Genomic DNA, 17,097 nt, shown 5'->3' with positions numbered 1-17,097 from the left:
AATATCAAATGGAATGGCGATCTGCTACAGAAATTAGGGGGTGAGGGCTTGGCAGATGTGCAATTGGAGCACGGCTTTACGAAAATAGCCAATGAATTATTAGAACACATGGCTACCATCAAGCTGAGCCCCATTCAATATAGATTAATATTTGTAATTTGGAGATACACATATGGTTTTAATCGAAAAGAACATACTTTATCTCAAAGTTTCTTAAGCACTGCAACTGGATATGACGACAGACAAATACGAAGAGAGTTGCAAAAACTGGAACAAAGGAAAATTATCTATCAAAAAATATCCAATGGTCGTTCAAGGGTAATCGGTTTTAACAAAAATTATGATAAATGGACGGATGAAGAAAGGGAGGGTAAAACTCCCCCGGGTAGAATTACCCCGGGTAAAACTACCCTCCCTACCCCGGGTAAAGTTACCCCAGGTACCCCGGGTAAAACTACCCCCCAAGAAATAAATAACTTAAATAAAAATCTAAATAAAAATAAAGAGGATGAGGAGAATACTTTGAATCGAATTTTAGAGCTTTTAGAAAAAAGTAAAATCATCAATCCAGAAGACATTACAGAATTTCTTCGAGATGACATTGACGATGTAATAAATAACTTTGGTTTCGAACAACCTGAACAACTTATTGAAGAAGCGATAAAAGATGCAGCACGAGGTAACGGAAAGACATGGAAGTTTGTTTACAAAAAACTGTGTAGTTGGAGGAAGAAAGGTATTACAACTTTAGCTGACCTAGAAAGTGAGGATGATACAAGTGGGGGAAGCAAGAAGTATCGCTCAGGTAATGGAAGAACTCCAAAAAAGAGTAGCGAATCGATCACAGGGAACAAAGTCGGATGGATCGGGAAACGAGATTAAATACAACTGTTCGAAATGCGAAGATAAAGGATTTTACCTAGAGGACATTCCGGATTTAGATGATGAAGGGATCCAAAGGAAATGGCCAAATGGGGAACTTAAATTCTATCTAACTATGAAAGATTGTACTTGTGCCAAAAAGAAACGTTCTAACCATCTTCTTAAATTTAGTGAGATAACAGAAGAGTTTCGGAAAATCAATTTCTCTAACTTCATTCTGGATGGTAAAGACCAGGTAATTAGAGATGCTTACAGATGTGCTGTTGCTTACTTTAAAAACTATGAAGGCATTAAGACTAATCGTGTAAATAGCATATCCCTTCTTGGACAACCAGGTTCAGGGAAAACACATCTTCTTATCGCACTAGCTAACAACCTAATCATGAAGAAACAAGTGAGTGTATTGTACTTCCCATTCGTGGAAGGATTCAATGATCTAAAAGATAACTTTGACCGACTAGAAGAAAAACTAACAAAAATGAAACGTGTTGATGTGTTGTTTATAGATGATTTGTTCAAAGGTCGTGACTTTCCTACAAACTTTCAGATTGAACAGATGTTTGCAGTTATTAACTACAGATACATCAATCATAAGCCGATTATGATTTCTTCTGAGAAAACAGTCGATGAACTTTGCGATATTGACGAAGCCTTAGGAACAAGAATTTTCGAAATGAGCAAGGATTATACAGTTGTTATCGAAGGTGATCGTAAGAAATTAAATCATAGATTGGTAGGCTTAGACAATGTGTAATCTATGCAACGGAAAGAGAGTTGTCCATGAGTTTGAAGCATACGGCATTCGCTATAAATCTTGTCTTAATTGCCCGCCTATAACAGAAAAAGAGTTTCATGCTGATTTAGATGTACTCAAAGAGCGAATAAAAGCATTTAAGAAGGAAATGAGTGCAGTTGGCAGCTAAGAAGAATCGAACATCACCGCACAACTATAAGCCGAACGGAAGGGCAAGGAGTGACAGGGAAATAACAGTACTCGAAGATTGTAACTTTGAGTTTTATGAAAGTGACTTAAAAGAGATTTCTAAACAGTTTAGAGATTACCGAGATATAGAACAAATCGCCAAAATGATGAATCGTGATCCAGATGAAATCATGCTGGCAGTCATTCATCTAGCAAAAAGCAAAAAATTAAAACAAGTGAACAGGAGGAAGGGAAAATGAAGTGCTGTTATCCAAATTGCAATCAAGATGCAAGCAGTACTTGGGCGCTCGTTCCATTGTGTGTCCATCATCATAAATCCATCGAAGAAGAAACGGACAAGTATTATAACCAAGATCGAAGTAAAAGAATTCCTTATGGATTAAGAGAAAATTATTTGAAAATTGCAAGCCAAATACCATGGAGTTATAAGGAGTGGGAAATTTGATATCATTCACAGTTTTTGGAGAACCAGTAGCGCAAGGAAGACCACGTTTTAGTAATCATGGCGGCTTCACAAGAGCTTATGATCCTAAGAAATCAAAGGATTTTAAGCAATATGTAAAATTAGTTGCTACTGAACATAGACCACCTGCTCTTTTAGAAGGTCCGTTATTACTGGAAGTTAAGGTATACAAACCTACTTTAAAGAGTTTTAGCAAAAAGAAGACTGCAGCTGCTGAAAGTGGAGAATTACGTCCAGTCACAAAACCAGATGTTGATAACTATGTGAAAGGTATCAAGGATGCTCTTAAGCAAATCATTTGGAATGATGATAGCCAAGTAGTGGATTTACACGTTAGCAAATGGTATTCACAGACTCCTAGAATCGAAGTAACTGTATCGGAAGTGAAGACTCATGAGCCCAGTTATCATCAGAAGACAGCGGAAATATGAAGCTGTACAAGCAATTAATGATCTTGTAAGTCGAGGTTATGAGATTACTTATCCCCTTACTGAGATTAAGAAAGATGGAAAAGTATTTGACCGAGATAGTTACAACAGAAAAATCTTTGTCCAAAACACACATAGCAGTTGTTGGATAGCCAAATTAAGAAAAGTGGAAGGTCAATAGGAATGACATTAGAACAAGAGAAAGACGATTTAAAAGCAAAACTTATTAATCTAGGATATTTCAAAACTCCTGATAATCGACAACTCTACGAGCTTACATACCAGGAGCTTAAAAAAATATATAACCAATTAAAAGGAGCGAATTAACATGTCATATGTAGATTTCAAAGCTTTAGTAAAGAAGATTAACCTTAAGCCAAAAGGTGTGAAAGAAATAGTATTGGAAGTAAGTGATTCTGCTTTAAAGGGACACTTAGATAAATTAGCGGAAATGATTGATGAAAAAGCAGAGATTCAAATTGAATCAATGGTTGTTAATTATAACGTTACTTTAAACGCTCAGACTAATCGTCCTTTGACCGAGTACAAAGTAAATAACAATGGTGTGGTTGAGGAAGTAAAGCCAACATTTGAGCAATTAGAAGCTGACTTGGACTTGCCAGAAGAGAAAATAGAGACCAAAGAAGAGAAAAAGGAAATCGATCGTGAACATATTGATGCGTTTATTGCAGCTGGTCTTGCTCCACAATTAGAAAATTATCCTGAAAACTTCGCTGATATTGTTAAACGGAAAACAGAAGGTGAATCTTTCAGTAAATTAGCCAGTGAATTAGAAATCAGTTCTGGTACAGTAGCAGACTTAATAGACGATTATCGAAAAGAAGTAGCTCCACTTGCTGAAGCTTGGTGGGAATGGAAAGAAAGCCAAGGTGAAACAAAAACGGAAGAAAATGAACCGAAAAATGAAGAGCCAGTAACAGAAACCGAGGAAAAAGAACAGGAAACAGGAGAAAGTGAACAATCCGAGGAAAATGAAGATGAAGATGGTGCTGCATAAGTAATAGCTTCACTCTCCTTCCTACTGAGGGAGAGTGATATGTAAGTTTATTTAAAGAGTTCATAGAAACCCATTTGCATTGGATAGATCCAGATATAACCTCCAAGAATTAAAATAATAGGTCCAAGAAAGAAATTAAAAATTTTATTTGGAAGCCATCTGAAAAGTAATGAATACAAAATTGCTATTACAAGAAAAGTCACAAATAAGATCAGCAATGGTCCAATAAACATCATTGAATTTAAAGGAATATTATCGAACAAAATTAAACACCTCCATTTGACATGGTTATATTTTACTAATTATTTAGTTATAAAGAAACATTATTTTAGGAGGAATCAAAATGAGCATAACAAGTTTACTAGATATGACAGTATGCTTGATGTGCAATGGACATGGAACTATTTATAAAGATAAAACTTGCCCACGTTGTAAAGGGATGGGCGAGCATCCACTAAAGGTCAAAAGAAAGAAATGGAATAAAGTATGAGTTTCCTAATTGGTTTTTGGGTCGGTCAAGTATCTATATTTTTGATTATGTATTTGGGATATAGGCACCAGGAGAGAAAACATAGATAACTTATGTGCAGCAAAGAGGGTGATTAAATGATTAAAATATTGGAGTTATTTGGTGGGATTGGAGCGCCTAGAAAGGCATTGCAGAATTTAGGTGTTAAACATAAGTCTATAGATTACGTAGAGTGGAATGAAAAGGCGGTAAGAACCTATAACTCTATGTTTGATAATCGGTATGAACCAGAGTCGGTAGTAGGTTATAGTTTACAACCAGATATTTTAGTACATGGATCACCATGCCAAGACTTTAGTATTGCAGGTAAACAGTATGGTGGGAATGTTGAAGATGGTACCAGAAGTTCATTGATGTTTGAAACCATAAAGATTATCGAAAACCTTGGAGTTTGGAAACCTAAAGTAGTTATTTGGGAAAATGTAAAAAATGCACTTTCTAAGAAAATGGTTACTGCATTTAATCATTATTTGAGTGATATGGAAAAGTTAGGTTATACAAATTCTTATCAAGTTTTAGATGCTAGAGACTTTGGCATTCCGCAAGCTAGGGAGAGATTGTTCACAGTTTCAATATTAGATGGTGGGAAGTTCAACTTTAATAAACTGCGAAAAAAGCCTATGCGATCAATTAAAGAATTCCTAGAAATTGATGTGGACGAGAAGTACATTTTTACGCAACCAAGCATGGTAAAGAAATTACCTGGAATGCCTATAGTTTCTGGTAGCTATAATGGTCGAATGTTAGATGAAGTAAAAGACTTTGTAGATACAATTACAACAAAACAAATGCGTTGTCCAAATAGTGGTGTAGTAAAGATGAAGGATGGTCAATACAGGTACCTAACAGAAAAAGAATGTTGGAGACTAATGGGGTTTGATGATAGTGATTATGAAGCAGCCTTAAAAGAACATCCTTCAAAAGTTGGTTGCTTGAATGGAACGCTATATCATCAAGCTGGAAATAGCATTGTTGTTCAGATATTAGAATCAATCTTTGAATTAATACTAAAAGGGAAATATGAAGAAGAATTTTTAGAAGAAGAGAACGGGCAGTTGCAATTAATCTGCTGAACAGTTCGAAACTTATCCGCAGAAAGGAAGGGTGAAATGAATAAAAGAACATTTAAATCAGTAGATGGTTTAGAACTTCTAGTTAAAAGTCGAAAGTCGGCTGTTATTTTTGAAATCGTAGAAGTACCTGCTGCTAAACATTATAATTTCATTTTTTGTTTTGAACCTGAAGTGTTTAAAGAATTACAAGAGTATATCGAATTAGTTGCAAATCAATCATGGGATAATTTGAATCCAAAAGAAGCAAATAGTTTCGGTGCGGATTACTGGGAGTATTACGATAAGGAACTTGATAACAATGGGATGTTATCAATCGGAGATAGCAGATTAAATATATCGAGACCATCTGCAGAAAGTAATCGATTATATAAATTCAATAAAAGGAAAATGGAGTCTTTTATATATGATTTTAGAAAGTTGATGGAAGGGTGAAGGGAAATGAGTAAGTTTATTGGGCATAAGAAAACAAATGACATTGATTTTGGTGATTATGTACAAATAGAACAACATAGATACAACTCACCAAATGAAATGTATATCCATAAGGTTATTGGTGCATTAGAATCAAACACTTATGTTGATGTTCCGGTTAGGTGTGGTAGTGAAGAAAAGATTCACAATGGCATGGAAAAGGTATTAAGGGTAATTTGTTGTGGAGTTGATGAAACAAAAGTGTTTAGAGTAAGAGAAAAGGATTGTGTGAAAGTCGATATGAATAATAATTCTCTAGAAAAAGAGATAAAAAATCTTAGAGAAACTGTTGAGGACCTTAATGAATCTCTATTCACTGAAAGGATGAAAAATGAGGGATTGGAAATACAAATTTCGGCTCTTAAAGAAGAGAAGTCATTCTTTCTTAAAGCTTATAAAGATAAAATCATGGATGAAAAATAAAAAAAGACAGGATTTCTCCCATCTCTTAATTAATCGGCAAATTAATTATATCACTAAATGGGGGGAGTCGTCTTGAAACAAATGTCTTTTGTGCTTCCTGAGATAGATAGAAAAGCAACACAGCAGGCTGTGGAGGGCGAATTAGAGAAATACCGATTATTCAAGTATCTAGAATTTGAAGAAAGAGAGGCAAGCATTACTGCAAGTTCAGAACCTAGATACCATGGACCAACAAATCAGACAAGCGACCAGACTTCCAATATTGCTACATACAACGTAGATCAACAAGCATATAGACAAAACTTCATCAATAGAGTAGAAAGAGCTGTAGCAAGGTTACCTAAGATGGAACGTTTCTTAATCGAAGAAAGGTATATGACCAATGAAGCTGAATATATAACGGATTACAATGTGTATTGCTTTAAGTTTCAGCCGCCAATTAGTCATGTTACTTATGGTAAAATTCGTTGGAAAGCCTTTTATCGGTTAGCGTTAAATTTGAATTTGTTAGCAATTACAAAATAAAGAAAAGGTAAAGCATTTGCTTTACCTTTATTCGTTACCAGCACTTTCAGGTGGCAACAATGCTTGATCTAACAATTCTGGGGTAACAAACTCTTTAGCGGCGTCGGGAAGTAATTCTCTACCTGCACCTGCTAATTTTCGTGCAACAATTGGATTTTGTTTATATAGATTATATAATCTGGTAGAAAAAGACAAAATCCAGTTCTTTTTTGTTAGCATATCAAGCTGTGTTTTTAGTACCTCGATATCTTTTTGTAATGATTGTATTTGCTCTTCTGTATTTTCCCTATTTATTTGTTCTTCCTCGAATTGCTCTTTAAACCTATTTTCAAGTTCATTCAACTTTTGAATATATATTTTACTCTCTTCTCGTGTAAAAAAATCATCGAAACCTTCAAGTGAGTCTATCTTTTCTTTGACCTCATTTAGCATTTCTTCATGTTCAGATACTTTTCTATTTAATGGTTGAGCGCTCAAACTATTGTAAATGTTTTTTAACCAACTATCGATTTGTTCACGTACTTCTTCGGAGGTTAATTCATCCTCTTTTTGTTCAAAGATAATATCACCAGGCTGCATTGTGATGGAAAATGAATCATTACCCAGCATATAGCGTAGCTTAAATTCATAATCTTTCTGATACTTATAAATTATGTAAAGATGTTTTGCTTTAGGTGAAAAATCCTTAGTTTCTATCACGAAGTCCTCTGAGACAAAGAAGTCTGTATTCAATTGCTCTCGAATATTTTTTATAAAAACCTCACTAAAGTGTAAATTTGACATAAGTATTCTTAACCATCCTTTTATGTAAGATAGTGATAAATACGGAAAAGATGAAAAAATGTTTCAATAAAATTAAAAAAATATAAACAATTATTTTCTATTAAGTTTAAATTGTTTGCATTTCTTCATGTTAAATTTATATTATCAAGAAAATATTCAAAAGAGAACGTTCCTAGACTCATAGGAGCGTTTTTCTATTTTAATTAACAAATACTCTAATAAGTTATTAAAATGCGAAATAAGCCAATTATGTAAGTCTGAATACTATTATAGGATGTGGTGATTATGAAACTAAAAGATCATCTACGAACTGACAACTTAGAAAAGATAAATAATATTAGGAAAGAGAAATTATCTAAGCATGACTTACGTGAATTGATGGGTACTAATAGGGACACCTATAAACGACACAATGGGGCGATTAGGAGGAAATAGCCATTGTAACTTTTTTATCAAATAAGCAGGGATTTTGACAATTTAGTCGAACTGTTTGTGAGTTAAAGATAAAAGGAGTGGGGAATATGCTGGCTTTACCTGGAAGTTGGAGAAGTGAAGAAGTTGCAATGAAAATTAATTATGTTTGTGGTTTTTGTGGGAATAAAGTAGGGCCAACTAGGCAATACACTTGTAGAAATAATAATGGATCATTTGGGAATATTTATATATGTCCAACTTGTAATAGACCAACTTTTATGACAGGGGATAAAATAACACAAGTACCAGGTCCAATTCCTGGAGAAGAAATTGAACATCTTCCAAAGGAAATAGAAAGTTTATATAACGAGGCCAGAAATTGTATTTCTGTCAACGCGCATACATCAGCAGTGTTATCTTGCAGAAAACTTCTCATGAACATATCTGTTTCAAAAGGAGCTCAATCTGGTAAAAGTTTTGCTTTTTATGTAGATTTCTTACATGATCAACATTATATTCCTCCAAATAGTAAAGAATGGGTTGATCATATTAGAAAAAAAGGAAATGAAGCTACACATGAAATACCAGAAATTAGTAAAGAAGATGCAATTGAACTAATGGAATTTACAGAGATGCTATTGAGATTTGTTTATGAAATGCCCGGTAGAATGAACAAATATAGAAAAGAGTAGTTAAATTATAAACGATTTTAGCATTCCTTCAGGAGTGCTTTTTATATGCAAAAAAGACCCATCAAAGGGTCAAATAGTTTTCTTCATGCCACACTGGCGGCATTCACGTAGGAAAACATAATCTTTAACAGAACTCTTAAATTGAGCATTGCCGCAGTTGTCACAGATTCCTGCCAGTTTATCTGGGTAATCTTTATAATCATAAATGATTGATGTATCGTAACCTTTGTATTTATCTTCTGACATTGTTATTCACCTTGAATCTATAATTTAGTTTCACAGAAATTAATTATACAAGGATATTAAGAAATAGATATAGCGTTTTATGTCGTTATTTGTTGAACGATAGTGATTGTTCTTATAGTTCCTTTTACTCATAACTAAATGAATGAAGGAGTGGGTATTATGAATGAATGTGCCTGAAAATGTTATTACTGATACGACATCAATGATGAATTCAATGGTGTTTCATATAATTGCAGCATTGCTATTTTCTTTTATTCCTGTATTTTTGACGGCAATTATTTTATTGATATTTAAATTAATGGGAATTACTTTTAAAAAGTGGATGGTGAATATTTTTCTATATTTAGCATTAGCTTTAAGTATGTATATCTTCATAAAATTTGGATTACCAATCATGCAAATTAGTTTCTCAGATAGTTTATTTTAAGCATTCCTTTGTGAGTGTTACTCTTAAAATTTTGCAAATAATGTCGATAAAAGACGAACGATAGGATATTGTGCCTAACCTCCTGAAAGTCCATAATTAATTGGGTGGAAGGAGGTGGGCAGTTTGGATAAAGTTATGTTTGGAAAATTATTGGGAGAAGTTTATCGTTCTCAAAATAGAGAAGGTTATGCTCCTGTAAAAGAATCAACTATTTTTGGATTACTAAATGGATTTGAACATGTAATCGATGAAGAAATCGAAAGAATTGGTTTTGTGTCAAAAGAAGAGTTTACCATTGTTGGAGATATTCTTAATGAGTATTTCCTAGATGATGAAAAACTCAAAAACCTAGAAGGTTATTACGACATTGAACCCGAACTAGATAGACAGGGGATATCTAGAGCTCAGGCTATTCAAATTCTTACTTATTATAAAGCTAATGGTCAATTTGGGAATGTTATTGAAAAATTTAATTCTCAGCATTCGCCAACAGAATGCAAAAGATTTGAAATAGCTGATTATGATAAGTAAATAGTTAGCGTGACGATAGATAAGAAATATTGAAGCATCCGAATAATCGGGTGCTTTTTATTTTTGAGAAAGAAGATATATGTCGTATTTAGTCGAATGATTCGTGTAGGAATAAATGCCTGTTTATAGGATAATATACTTAGTTTGAATTTTGGAGGAGAAAAATGAAAAAGATATTAATGATTATTTCCGCAGTAACAATTGTAATTTTTAGTGTATCCATCTATGCGTTTAATGGTAGTAAAGTTGAAGCTGCTACTGTTGGTCAAAAATTAACAGCACCTGAAGAAGGTTGGCAACGGTATGATGATTTGGATTCTTTAATAGAGTACGATGGTGGTTCAGCTGCATGGACAGCCAATTATAAAGATCCTAGTGAAACTGCTCAGTATAAAGGGAGTGCTCATGGAGCATTAAAAGGGAAAAACTCAAAAGTAACATTTGCGTTTGAGGGGTCAAAATTTTCTTTAATTATAACTACAGCCAAAACTTATACAAATTCAATAACTGTTAAAGTTGATGGAAAAGAAATTGGTATTATGAATGCTCAAGTTTCAGCAACCTCGTCTGATAAAGTAACTACACAGATTGTTGGATTTACTAAAAGTGGATTAGAGAAAACAAAACATTTAGTAGAAATTCAAGTGAAAAAAGAGGGGAATTCTGAAGGTTATTTTGATTACCGTTTAGATGCCATAGATATTGATAGTGACGGAAAATTAATTCCAATTAGTGAGTATCAACCAGCACAATCTAATATATATGTTGGTAATGATGCAATGTATCAATTAGATAAGAATGGTGATTTATATACTTGGGGTAGTAACAATTATGGACAACTCGGATTAGGTGATACATCAAGTAGGTCCATTTCTAAATCAGAGAAAGTTTCCATATCAGAGAAAGTTACCGATATAGTTATTGGAGAACGTTTCGTGATTGCACTAGGTGAAAGTGGAAAGGTATATGGTTGGGGAGATAATACAGGAAAGTTATTAAGTGACGATGGTGGAATTATAACTTCACCTGTTATGATAAAAGAAGGAATTGGAGCAATATTTAAAGCTGAATAGCTATTAAACTAGACATCTTTTGAGATGTCTTTTTATTTTGTAGAAAGAAGGATTATTCTAGAAAAAAATCCAAAAAAACTATCAAAACTATTTACAAATGTAAAAAGATATGTTATTATTAATATATAGAAAAGGAGGTGAACAAATGAAAGAATGGCTAGGGAATATTAAATTGACAGACATTTCGATAATAATCGTAATGTTAGCAGGAATAACAACATTTATAAAGAATCTGCTAGACATAATAGACAGACTCAAGAAAAAGAAAACAAAGAATCGAAAGCCAAAAAAGAGACAGAAAAAGAAGCGTAAGTAAAAAAACAATTAAAAAGAAAAGGAGGTGATAACCTCACTTCCTTTTCTAAAAATAAATTATAATTAAAGCCAAAAGCCATTCTTTCAAAAATAAATATGAAAAAATTACTAAAGTATTTTGATTGGTCAGTTATCACGTTAATGTTATTTGTTATAGTTTTTGTACTAGATTTTAAAGAGAAGCCTTTCATATCCTATAGTTTTATTGGTGTATTTGTATTAGTAGTCATTACTAGTATTCTCCGTTATTATGTTGATAAAAAGGCATAAAAAAACGCCCCTAAAAGGAGCGTAAGTAAAAAAACAATTAAGAAGTAATACTTCTTATAAAGAGTATATCCAAAAATAAATTAAATAACAAGGAGCAGTTAGTATATGGAACTGACACCTGATTTAAAAGCCTTAATTGCAGAAGAAGTATTAACCAAACCAGAAGTATTAGATTTATTAGGATTATCAAGACAATCTATGCATAGTCACTTAAAAAGGGGGAACATCAAGCCTTTTAAAGAAAGTGGTAATACACAATTATTCTTTAAAGAAGATGTTATGAAGTTTAAGGAAACACTAGAGGAAAATAGAAAGTTGTATAGACCTTATGACGATAAAGCATCTGATTAAGCATTCACATTTTTACTGTGGATGCTTTTTTTTTGTGGAAAGAAAGGTGAGAAAATGAATGAGCAGTATCTTAAAGTGTATAAAGAAGTGGTTGAGAACAATGCCTAGAAAACCTATGAGACCTTGTGCAGAGATTGGCTGTGGAAATCTAACAGAGAAAACCTACTGCAAAACCCACCAGAAAATTGGTGAGGAAAACCGTAGGAAATCCACACAAATCTATAACAGATATGGCAGGGATTCAGGGATAGCTGCTTTCTATAAATCTAAAGAATGGAAGCAGATGCGTGCTCTAGCATTTGAGCGAGACAATGGACTGTGCCAAAGATGTTCTAAGGAAGGAATTTTAAAACCTGCTAACGTTGTTCATCACATTGTGGAAGTAAAGGACGATTGGAATCAACGATTATCGTTATCAAACCTTGAATCTTTGTGCCATTCATGTCATAACGCACATCATAAAACAGGCCCCCGGCGTTAAAAAGTTTCAAATCGAATGGTCAGGAAGCGAACCCGCCCCTTCCGTACACAAAAATCCGTTTATTCATATTTTTTTAAGGAGGTGAATGGACATGGCAGGGAGACCAAGACAGCCATTAGAGGTAATTAAAGGAAAAGGACGTTCTAATCATCTTACGAAAGCTGAAATGAAGGCTCGGGAAGAACAAGAAAATGCTATTAGAGGTAGTACAGAAAATATAGAAATTCCTTCTTATCTAACAAAAAAACAGAAAGAAGAGTTTCAAAAAATATCGAATGAATTAATTAAATTAAAGATATTTAGCAACTTAGATGTGGACGGACTGGCTCGGTATATCGATAGTAGGAGTGAATATATAAAAATAACAAAGTTGTTAAGAACCTTAAAACCAGTTGAAATTGTAGATGGACAAAGGATTATAAACGATGCATATACAAAATTGCAGAAAACGAAAAATTTACTTTTTAATGAATGCAAAGGAGCAGCAAGTGAACTTGGTTTGTCCATTACATCTCGTTTAAAACTTGTGATACCTAAAGATGATAAAGATCGCAAACCTAAAACAGAAGCCGAGAAACGTTTTGGTGGTCGATTATGACATTGTTAGAAAGAGTCTTTAAGTATTGTGATAATATCATTAACGGAAAAATCAAAGCATGCAAAAAACACATTTGGGCTATTAAACGCTTCTTGAGGGATTATGAAGATTGTCAAAAAGATGACAGTCTTTTTTATTTTGATGAGGAAGTACTTGATGATTTTTACTGGTTTGCAAAAGAGTACAGACATGTAGAGGGTGTTTTGGCTGGTGAATCTATTGAACTAGTTGATTTTCAGCTTTTTTTATCGGCTAATATTCTTTGTTTTAAGAAAAGGCGTAATGGTGCTCGTAAGATTAGAAAAGTATATATTCAGTTAGCACGTAAGAATGCTAAATCTCAATTCTTGGCTATATTATCAGGATATATAACTTTCTTCGGTGACGAAAAGCAACGTGTATTTATAGCAGGTTGGTTAAAAGAACAATCAGAGGAAGTTTATGAAGCGATAAGAACAGGAATTGCTTCAAGTGAGTTGCTCGAAGGAAAATGGAAAGAAGCCTATCACAAAATAGAAATTTTACGAAATAAATCAGTTATTATTCCATTGTCAAAAGAAGCACGAAAAAGTGGAGATGGTAAAAACCCATCAGTAGGAATTGTGGATGAGTACCATCGACATGACACCAGTGAAATATATGATGTATTATCTTCCGGGATGGTTGCCCGTAAAGAACCGTTAATGGTCATAATTACTACAGCGGGATTTAATCTTTCGTCTCCTTGTTATAAGGAATATGAGTATGTAAGTAAAATTTTAGACCCGGATATGCCGCAAGAAAATGACGAGTATTTTGCAATTATTTGTGAACTAGAAAAGGATGATGAAGGAAATTTAGTAGATGATATCAAAGATGAATCTAATTGGATAAAAGCTAACCCTATTGTTGCTACCTATGAAGAAGGGATTACTGCTATTAAATCAGAATTAAGAGTAGCTCTAGAACAACCAGAAAAAATGAGAAGTTTTATGACTAAAAATATGGACGTATGGCTTGATTCAAAACCTAGAGGCTATATGAAAATGGACAAATGGAAATTAGCAAAAGTAGAACCATTTGAATTAAAACAATATCCACTTTATTTAGGGTTAGACTTAGCCAGCACAACAGACTTAGCAAGTTTAGGAAAAGTATTTAAACTTCCAGATAAATATGCATTGAAACAACATTCGTTTATTCCAGAAGATAAACTTCAAGAAAGAATGAATACTGATAATGTTCCTTTTGATACTTGGAGAAGACAGGGTTATTTAACTGCTACTCCTGGAAGCGTAGTTGATTATAGTTATATTGAACAATATATTTTGAATCTAAGAGAAGAAGGTTATAACATAGTAGAAATCGCATATGACCAATGGAATGCTTCACATTTGGTTCAAATTTTAGAAAATCATGGGTTTACTATGGTGCAAATGCCACAGGGGTTAAGACATCTATCGTTTCCAACAAAAGAATTAAGAAGTGGGATTTATAGAAAAAGCGTTGTTCATTTTGATGACCCCTTATTACGGTGGGCAATGAGTAACGCAGTAACTAAAATGGATGCACAGGAAAATATTATGTTAGATAAAGAGAAATCAATTGAAAGAATTGATCCGGCTGCTGCAACAGTAAATGGATTTGCACGAGCGATCGTTGGGCAAGTTGCCGATCTAAGCGCCCACTTCTTAAATAATTGGAGGATATAGGAGGAAAACGAATGAAAATACTCAAAATACAAATAAATTGTATAGTTTCAGAAGAACAAAAAGAAAAAATCAAAAAAGACATAGAAAAACAAGTAGCGAGCGGTGTTTTAGTTCATGACAGCACAGTTAATGTGGAAGTTATTGAATTTGATGATACCGAAGTCAAATTCAAAGGGGATGATGGTGTATGGCGAAAGGATTTAGGAAAATTTTAATAGCTTTTATTATGTCGTTCTTCACCCAGTGGTTGGAGGATTTTTTTATTTTGACGGGGGCAGTAATCGTTATTGTTAACACATATCTAATATCAATTGTGGAAGGAAACATATTAGCTGGTAATTATCTTTTGGGATTTGTCCTCATTATCACAGGAGTTGCAATAGCCAAGCGATAGAAAGGGGGTGAGAAAGTGATTTTTCGAAATGCGCTGGCTGCCAAGAATGAAACTACCGATTTAAAAGATCCTGCCCCTTGGTTTTTGAAGATGTTTGGTCATCAAGCATCTAGTGGTGAAACTGTCACAGTAAATTCGGCTTTAGGTGTTCCGGCTGTTTATGCTTGTGTAAACATTTTAGCGAATGGTATTGCCACATTGCCGTTTCAGATGTACAAAAAGACTTCCACAGGGAGGGTGCGTGAAAAGAACCATATAGTGTCTAGATTATTAGAAAAACGCCCTAATCCTTATCAGAGCCCTTTTAAATTTAAGCATTTGATAGAAACGCATAGAAATTTATGGGGGAATGCTTATATTAACATCAGCTGGGGAGCGGATGGGAGACCAAAAGCATTGTGGCTGCTTAATCCATCAGTAACAGAACCTGTTGTTGATATTCCTACCAATACATTGTGGTATCACACGGTTTTACCAAATGGAGAAAACGTAAAAATTGGTTATGGGGATATTATTCATCTAACCACCCTATCTACAGATGGGATAAAAGGGAAATCTCCTATTCAAGTAGTTAGAGAAACTATTGGTAGTTCACAAGCTTCTCAAAAATTTAAAGGGAAGTTTTTCAAAAACGGAGTATCAACTAATGGCTTTTTGAAGATACCAGGAATGCTTAATCCTGATGCAAAAGATGTTGTTAGGTCAGAGTGGGAAAAAGCTAATACAGGTATTAATAACGCTCAACGAATCGCCATTCTTGATGCAGGACTTGATTATCAAAGTATATCCATGCCATTAAAGGATGCTCAATTTGTAGAAAGTATGAAGTTTGATAAAACAGAGATTGCTACTTTTTATAATATTCCTTTACACATGGTTAATGAATTAGAAAGAGCTACGCATTCAAATATCGAGCAACAGGCGATTGATTTTATTCGTAATGTACTAAGTCCGATTTATACGCAATATCAAGAGGAATTCTCATATCAACTCTTTTCGGAAAAAGAACAATTACGATACTACTTGAAATTTAATCTAGAAGCTCTACTTCGAGCGGACAAAAAGACTCAAGCAGAGTTCTACGCCATTATGCTAGACAAGGGTGTATTTAGCATCAATAAAGTGCTTGAGCTTGAGGATATGGATGGTATTGAGGGTGGAGATAAACACCGTGTGGACCTTAACCATGTGTCTCTCGATATCGCCGATGAGTACCAGCTTGCTAAGTCTGGATTGAAAGGAGGTGAGGGAAATGAAGAATAAGAAAAAGTCGCTTATGACGGTGAAAAACCTCACTTCATCATCAGCTGACCTTTATATTTACGGTGAAATAGTAAATAATACGGATTGGAAATGGGATGAATCAGATGTAATGCCAGAAGATGTATTAAATGCATTGAATCAGATTAATAATCTAAGCGAAGTTAATATATACATCAATAGTCCAGGAGGTTCTGTTTTTGCTGGTCTTGCTATTTACAACATGTTAAGTCGTAACAAGGCTAAGAAAATAGTTCATGTGGATGGCGTAGCGGCTTCTATTGCGTCTATTATTGCTTTGGCAGGGGATGAAATTAATATACCATCAAATGCCTTTATGATGATTCATAAACCACTTGTAGGAATGTATGGAAATGCTACCGACTTAAGAAAGGCTGCAGATGATTTAGATGCACTTGAAGAAGGTTTAATGAATGTTTATACAGAAAATCTTGTGGAAGGTGTAGAAGCTGATACTATCCGTGACATGCTTCAAAATGAAACGTGGCTAAATGGTAATGAAGTAGCTAAATACTTTAATGTAAAGGTTACAGAAGCCAAAAATTATGCTGCTTCTGCGGTGGATTATTTAAACAAATATGAAAAAACACCTAAAATACTTATCAGAAAAGAAGAAACACAAAAAAATGAGACTTTTGACAAAATAAAATTTCAAAACGAGCTGGACCTACTTGCATTGTAAGGTCTATTTTTTATGCTCAAAAATAGGAGGAAATTATGAAAACTTTATTCACTAACGCACTACTAGCATTAATGCTGAACAAAAATATTTTCACTGTACAAATGAATGGTGGA

Annotated in this window: 29 protein-coding genes; 27 read left to right on the top strand and 2 right to left on the bottom strand. The window is 33.9% G+C overall.

The genetic code is table 11. The annotated features are described in order from the left end of the window. Positions 1 to 57 precede the first annotated feature (57 nt). The 14 genes from C2I06_RS09625 to C2I06_RS09565 all read left to right on the top strand — a co-directional run bounded on the left by C2I06_RS09625 (position 58) and on the right by C2I06_RS09565 (position 6,755). Positions 58 to 882, top strand: coding sequence for a replication protein (locus C2I06_RS09625; RefSeq protein WP_249928317.1), 825 nt, complete (start codon positions 58 to 60; stop codon positions 880 to 882). Beyond that, positions 770 to 1,636 (top strand): ATP-binding protein, encoded by an 867-nt coding sequence (locus C2I06_RS09620; RefSeq protein ID WP_420915963.1) that lies wholly within the window; start codon positions 770 to 772, stop codon positions 1,634 to 1,636. The genes C2I06_RS09625 and C2I06_RS09620 overlap by 113 nt, the downstream gene beginning before the upstream one ends. Further along, positions 1,629 to 1,805, top strand: a complete 177-nt coding sequence (locus tag C2I06_RS24995; RefSeq protein WP_164463659.1) for a hypothetical protein — start codon at positions 1,629 to 1,631, stop codon at positions 1,803 to 1,805. Before C2I06_RS09620 ends, C2I06_RS24995 begins: the two co-directional genes overlap by 8 nt. Then, the gene (locus tag C2I06_RS09615) at positions 1,795 to 2,064 is read left to right on the top strand and encodes a hypothetical protein (RefSeq protein WP_123257969.1); all 270 of its coding nucleotides are present in this window, start codon (positions 1,795 to 1,797) and stop codon (positions 2,062 to 2,064) included. Before C2I06_RS24995 ends, C2I06_RS09615 begins: the two co-directional genes overlap by 11 nt. Next, complete coding sequence (locus tag C2I06_RS09610; RefSeq protein WP_047941231.1) at positions 2,061 to 2,270, top strand: hypothetical protein; 210 nt, start codon at positions 2,061 to 2,063, stop codon at positions 2,268 to 2,270. The genes C2I06_RS09615 and C2I06_RS09610 overlap by 4 nt, the downstream gene beginning before the upstream one ends. Continuing rightward, complete coding sequence (locus C2I06_RS09605; RefSeq protein ID WP_123257968.1) at positions 2,267 to 2,719, top strand: RusA family crossover junction endodeoxyribonuclease; 453 nt, start codon at positions 2,267 to 2,269, stop codon at positions 2,717 to 2,719. Before C2I06_RS09610 ends, C2I06_RS09605 begins: the two co-directional genes overlap by 4 nt. Beyond that, the gene (locus C2I06_RS09600) at positions 2,682 to 2,897 is read left to right on the top strand and encodes a hypothetical protein (protein ID WP_123257967.1); all 216 of its coding nucleotides are present in this window, start codon (positions 2,682 to 2,684) and stop codon (positions 2,895 to 2,897) included. The genes C2I06_RS09605 and C2I06_RS09600 overlap by 38 nt, the downstream gene beginning before the upstream one ends. Before the next feature lie 2 nt (positions 2,898 to 2,899). Further along, positions 2,900 to 3,043: a Fur-regulated basic protein FbpA gene (locus C2I06_RS09595; protein ID WP_123257966.1), complete on the top strand. Its 144-nt coding sequence runs from the start codon at positions 2,900 to 2,902 to the stop codon at positions 3,041 to 3,043. Between the two features lies 1 nt (position 3,044). Beyond that, complete coding sequence (locus C2I06_RS09590) at positions 3,045 to 3,734, top strand: helix-turn-helix domain-containing protein (protein ID WP_123257965.1); 690 nt, start codon at positions 3,045 to 3,047, stop codon at positions 3,732 to 3,734. A 343-nt stretch (positions 3,735 to 4,077) separates the two neighbouring features. Next, positions 4,078 to 4,224, top strand: a complete 147-nt coding sequence (locus tag C2I06_RS24990) for a hypothetical protein (RefSeq protein ID WP_164463658.1) — start codon at positions 4,078 to 4,080, stop codon at positions 4,222 to 4,224. 116 nt (positions 4,225 to 4,340) lie between these two features. Beyond that, entirely contained in the window at positions 4,341 to 5,336 is a 996-nt protein-coding gene (locus C2I06_RS09580) for a DNA cytosine methyltransferase (protein ID WP_123257964.1), read from the top strand. Positions 5,337 to 5,372: 36 nt separating this feature from the next. Then, positions 5,373 to 5,768, top strand: a complete 396-nt coding sequence (locus tag C2I06_RS09575) for a hypothetical protein (protein WP_123257963.1) — start codon at positions 5,373 to 5,375, stop codon at positions 5,766 to 5,768. 6 nt (positions 5,769 to 5,774) lie between these two features. After that, a complete protein-coding gene (locus C2I06_RS25300) occupies positions 5,775 to 6,230 on the top strand; it encodes a hypothetical protein (protein WP_206427992.1) in 456 nt (151 codons plus the stop codon). A gap of 81 nt (positions 6,231 to 6,311) precedes the next feature. Then, positions 6,312 to 6,755 (top strand): ArpU family phage packaging/lysis transcriptional regulator, encoded by a 444-nt coding sequence (locus C2I06_RS09565; RefSeq protein WP_123259144.1) that lies wholly within the window; start codon positions 6,312 to 6,314, stop codon positions 6,753 to 6,755. A gap of 27 nt (positions 6,756 to 6,782) precedes the next feature. Here C2I06_RS09565 and C2I06_RS09560 read toward each other — a convergent pair whose 3' ends face one another. Then, positions 6,783 to 7,538 carry a hypothetical protein gene (locus tag C2I06_RS09560; protein ID WP_123257962.1) on the bottom strand — a complete coding sequence of 252 codons (756 nt, stop codon included), beginning with the start codon at positions 7,536 to 7,538 and terminating at the stop codon, positions 6,783 to 6,785. A gap of 521 nt (positions 7,539 to 8,059) precedes the next feature. Here C2I06_RS09560 and C2I06_RS09555 point away from each other — a divergent pair. Next, positions 8,060 to 8,644 carry a DUF4145 domain-containing protein gene (locus tag C2I06_RS09555; RefSeq protein WP_123257961.1) on the top strand — a complete coding sequence of 195 codons (585 nt, stop codon included), beginning with the start codon at positions 8,060 to 8,062 and terminating at the stop codon, positions 8,642 to 8,644. Between the two features lie 69 nt (positions 8,645 to 8,713). On the opposite strand, the gene C2I06_RS24985 is transcribed toward C2I06_RS09555, so the two are convergent. Continuing rightward, the gene (locus C2I06_RS24985) at positions 8,714 to 8,890 is read right to left on the bottom strand and encodes a DUF8096 family protein (RefSeq protein WP_164463657.1); all 177 of its coding nucleotides are present in this window, start codon (positions 8,888 to 8,890) and stop codon (positions 8,714 to 8,716) included. Between the two features lie 163 nt (positions 8,891 to 9,053). Here C2I06_RS24985 and C2I06_RS09550 point away from each other — a divergent pair, with 163 nt between their 5' ends. The 12 genes from C2I06_RS09550 (at position 9,054) to C2I06_RS09500 (ending at position 16,984) form a co-directional block, all read left to right on the top strand. Next, positions 9,054 to 9,317, top strand: a complete 264-nt coding sequence (locus tag C2I06_RS09550) for a hypothetical protein (RefSeq protein WP_123257960.1) — start codon at positions 9,054 to 9,056, stop codon at positions 9,315 to 9,317. 123 nt (positions 9,318 to 9,440) lie between these two features. Further along, on the top strand, positions 9,441 to 9,848 hold the full coding sequence (locus tag C2I06_RS09545; protein WP_123257959.1) for a hypothetical protein: 408 nt from the start codon (positions 9,441 to 9,443) through the stop codon (positions 9,846 to 9,848). Positions 9,849 to 10,012: 164 nt separating this feature from the next. Further along, complete coding sequence (locus tag C2I06_RS09540) at positions 10,013 to 10,921, top strand: RCC1 domain-containing protein (RefSeq protein WP_123257958.1); 909 nt, start codon at positions 10,013 to 10,015, stop codon at positions 10,919 to 10,921. A 145-nt stretch (positions 10,922 to 11,066) separates the two neighbouring features. Next, positions 11,067 to 11,237 (top strand): hypothetical protein, encoded by a 171-nt coding sequence (locus tag C2I06_RS24980; protein WP_164463656.1) that lies wholly within the window; start codon positions 11,067 to 11,069, stop codon positions 11,235 to 11,237. A gap of 374 nt (positions 11,238 to 11,611) precedes the next feature. Then, the gene (locus C2I06_RS09535; RefSeq protein WP_061800868.1) at positions 11,612 to 11,857 is read left to right on the top strand and encodes a helix-turn-helix transcriptional regulator; all 246 of its coding nucleotides are present in this window, start codon (positions 11,612 to 11,614) and stop codon (positions 11,855 to 11,857) included. Positions 11,858 to 11,915: 58 nt separating this feature from the next. Continuing rightward, positions 11,916 to 12,338: an HNH endonuclease gene (locus tag C2I06_RS09530; RefSeq protein WP_338134279.1), complete on the top strand. Its 423-nt coding sequence runs from the start codon at positions 11,916 to 11,918 to the stop codon at positions 12,336 to 12,338. 91 nt (positions 12,339 to 12,429) lie between these two features. Then, a complete protein-coding gene (locus tag C2I06_RS09525; protein WP_123257957.1) occupies positions 12,430 to 12,936 on the top strand; it encodes a phage terminase small subunit P27 family in 507 nt (168 codons plus the stop codon). Further along, positions 12,930 to 14,627 carry a terminase large subunit gene (locus C2I06_RS09520; RefSeq protein WP_123257956.1) on the top strand — a complete coding sequence of 566 codons (1,698 nt, stop codon included), beginning with the start codon at positions 12,930 to 12,932 and terminating at the stop codon, positions 14,625 to 14,627. Before C2I06_RS09525 ends, C2I06_RS09520 begins: the two co-directional genes overlap by 7 nt. An 11-nt stretch (positions 14,628 to 14,638) precedes the next feature. After that, positions 14,639 to 14,842, top strand: coding sequence for a hypothetical protein (locus tag C2I06_RS09515; protein WP_123257955.1), 204 nt, complete (start codon positions 14,639 to 14,641; stop codon positions 14,840 to 14,842). Beyond that, a complete protein-coding gene (locus C2I06_RS09510; protein WP_123257954.1) occupies positions 14,815 to 15,021 on the top strand; it encodes a hypothetical protein in 207 nt (68 codons plus the stop codon). The genes C2I06_RS09515 and C2I06_RS09510 overlap by 28 nt, the downstream gene beginning before the upstream one ends. A gap of 15 nt (positions 15,022 to 15,036) precedes the next feature. After that, on the top strand, positions 15,037 to 16,284 hold the full coding sequence (locus tag C2I06_RS09505) for a phage portal protein (protein ID WP_249928298.1): 1,248 nt from the start codon (positions 15,037 to 15,039) through the stop codon (positions 16,282 to 16,284). Next, positions 16,274 to 16,984 (top strand): head maturation protease, ClpP-related, encoded by a 711-nt coding sequence (locus tag C2I06_RS09500; protein ID WP_123257953.1) that lies wholly within the window; start codon positions 16,274 to 16,276, stop codon positions 16,982 to 16,984. The genes C2I06_RS09505 and C2I06_RS09500 overlap by 11 nt, the downstream gene beginning before the upstream one ends. Positions 16,985 to 17,097: the final 113 nt, after the last annotated feature.

Origin of the sequence: Niallia circulans (assembly GCF_003726095.1) — a bacterium.
Classification (GTDB): Bacteria; Bacillota; Bacilli; order Bacillales; family Cytobacillaceae; genus Niallia; species Niallia circulans_A.
The sequence above is the reverse complement of the archived record's forward strand: the minus strand, read 5'-3'. Positions and strand labels throughout refer to the sequence as shown.

What these genes read in the sequence shown, in the direction of transcription:
- C2I06_RS09550 (WP_123257960.1), top strand. Translation starts at nt 9,054, where the DNA reads ATGAATGTGCCTGAAAATGTTATTACTGATACGACATCAATGATGAAT.
- C2I06_RS25300 (WP_206427992.1), top strand. Translation starts at nt 5,775, where the DNA reads ATGAGTAAGTTTATTGGGCATAAGAAAACAAATGACATTGATTTTGGT.
- C2I06_RS09530 (WP_338134279.1), top strand. Translation starts at nt 11,916, where the DNA reads ATGAGCAGTATCTTAAAGTGTATAAAGAAGTGGTTGAGAACAATGCCT.
- C2I06_RS09580 (WP_123257964.1), top strand. Translation starts at nt 4,341, where the DNA reads ATGATTAAAATATTGGAGTTATTTGGTGGGATTGGAGCGCCTAGAAAG.
- C2I06_RS09620 (WP_420915963.1), top strand. Translation starts at nt 770, where the DNA reads ATGATACAAGTGGGGGAAGCAAGAAGTATCGCTCAGGTAATGGAAGAA.
- C2I06_RS09510 (WP_123257954.1), top strand. Translation starts at nt 14,815, where the DNA reads ATGGCGAAAGGATTTAGGAAAATTTTAATAGCTTTTATTATGTCGTTC.
- C2I06_RS09575 (WP_123257963.1), top strand. Translation starts at nt 5,373, where the DNA reads ATGAATAAAAGAACATTTAAATCAGTAGATGGTTTAGAACTTCTAGTT.
- C2I06_RS09595 (WP_123257966.1), top strand. Translation starts at nt 2,900, where the DNA reads ATGACATTAGAACAAGAGAAAGACGATTTAAAAGCAAAACTTATTAAT.
- C2I06_RS09560 (WP_123257962.1), bottom strand. Translation starts at nt 7,538, where the DNA reads ATGTCAAATTTACACTTTAGTGAGGTTTTTATAAAAAATATTCGAGAG.
- C2I06_RS24985 (WP_164463657.1), bottom strand. Translation starts at nt 8,890, where the DNA reads ATGTCAGAAGATAAATACAAAGGTTACGATACATCAATCATTTATGAT.
- C2I06_RS09610 (WP_047941231.1), top strand. Translation starts at nt 2,061, where the DNA reads ATGAAGTGCTGTTATCCAAATTGCAATCAAGATGCAAGCAGTACTTGG.
- C2I06_RS24990 (WP_164463658.1), top strand. Translation starts at nt 4,078, where the DNA reads ATGAGCATAACAAGTTTACTAGATATGACAGTATGCTTGATGTGCAAT.
- C2I06_RS09535 (WP_061800868.1), top strand. Translation starts at nt 11,612, where the DNA reads ATGGAACTGACACCTGATTTAAAAGCCTTAATTGCAGAAGAAGTATTA.
- C2I06_RS09540 (WP_123257958.1), top strand. Translation starts at nt 10,013, where the DNA reads ATGAAAAAGATATTAATGATTATTTCCGCAGTAACAATTGTAATTTTT.
- C2I06_RS09515 (WP_123257955.1), top strand. Translation starts at nt 14,639, where the DNA reads ATGAAAATACTCAAAATACAAATAAATTGTATAGTTTCAGAAGAACAA.
- C2I06_RS09565 (WP_123259144.1), top strand. Translation starts at nt 6,312, where the DNA reads ATGTCTTTTGTGCTTCCTGAGATAGATAGAAAAGCAACACAGCAGGCT.
- C2I06_RS24980 (WP_164463656.1), top strand. Translation starts at nt 11,067, where the DNA reads ATGAAAGAATGGCTAGGGAATATTAAATTGACAGACATTTCGATAATA.
- C2I06_RS09600 (WP_123257967.1), top strand. Translation starts at nt 2,682, where the DNA reads ATGAGCCCAGTTATCATCAGAAGACAGCGGAAATATGAAGCTGTACAA.
- C2I06_RS09525 (WP_123257957.1), top strand. Translation starts at nt 12,430, where the DNA reads ATGGCAGGGAGACCAAGACAGCCATTAGAGGTAATTAAAGGAAAAGGA.
- C2I06_RS24995 (WP_164463659.1), top strand. Translation starts at nt 1,629, where the DNA reads ATGTGTAATCTATGCAACGGAAAGAGAGTTGTCCATGAGTTTGAAGCA.
- C2I06_RS09500 (WP_123257953.1), top strand. Translation starts at nt 16,274, where the DNA reads ATGAAGAATAAGAAAAAGTCGCTTATGACGGTGAAAAACCTCACTTCA.
- C2I06_RS09590 (WP_123257965.1), top strand. Translation starts at nt 3,045, where the DNA reads ATGTCATATGTAGATTTCAAAGCTTTAGTAAAGAAGATTAACCTTAAG.
- C2I06_RS09555 (WP_123257961.1), top strand. Translation starts at nt 8,060, where the DNA reads ATGCTGGCTTTACCTGGAAGTTGGAGAAGTGAAGAAGTTGCAATGAAA.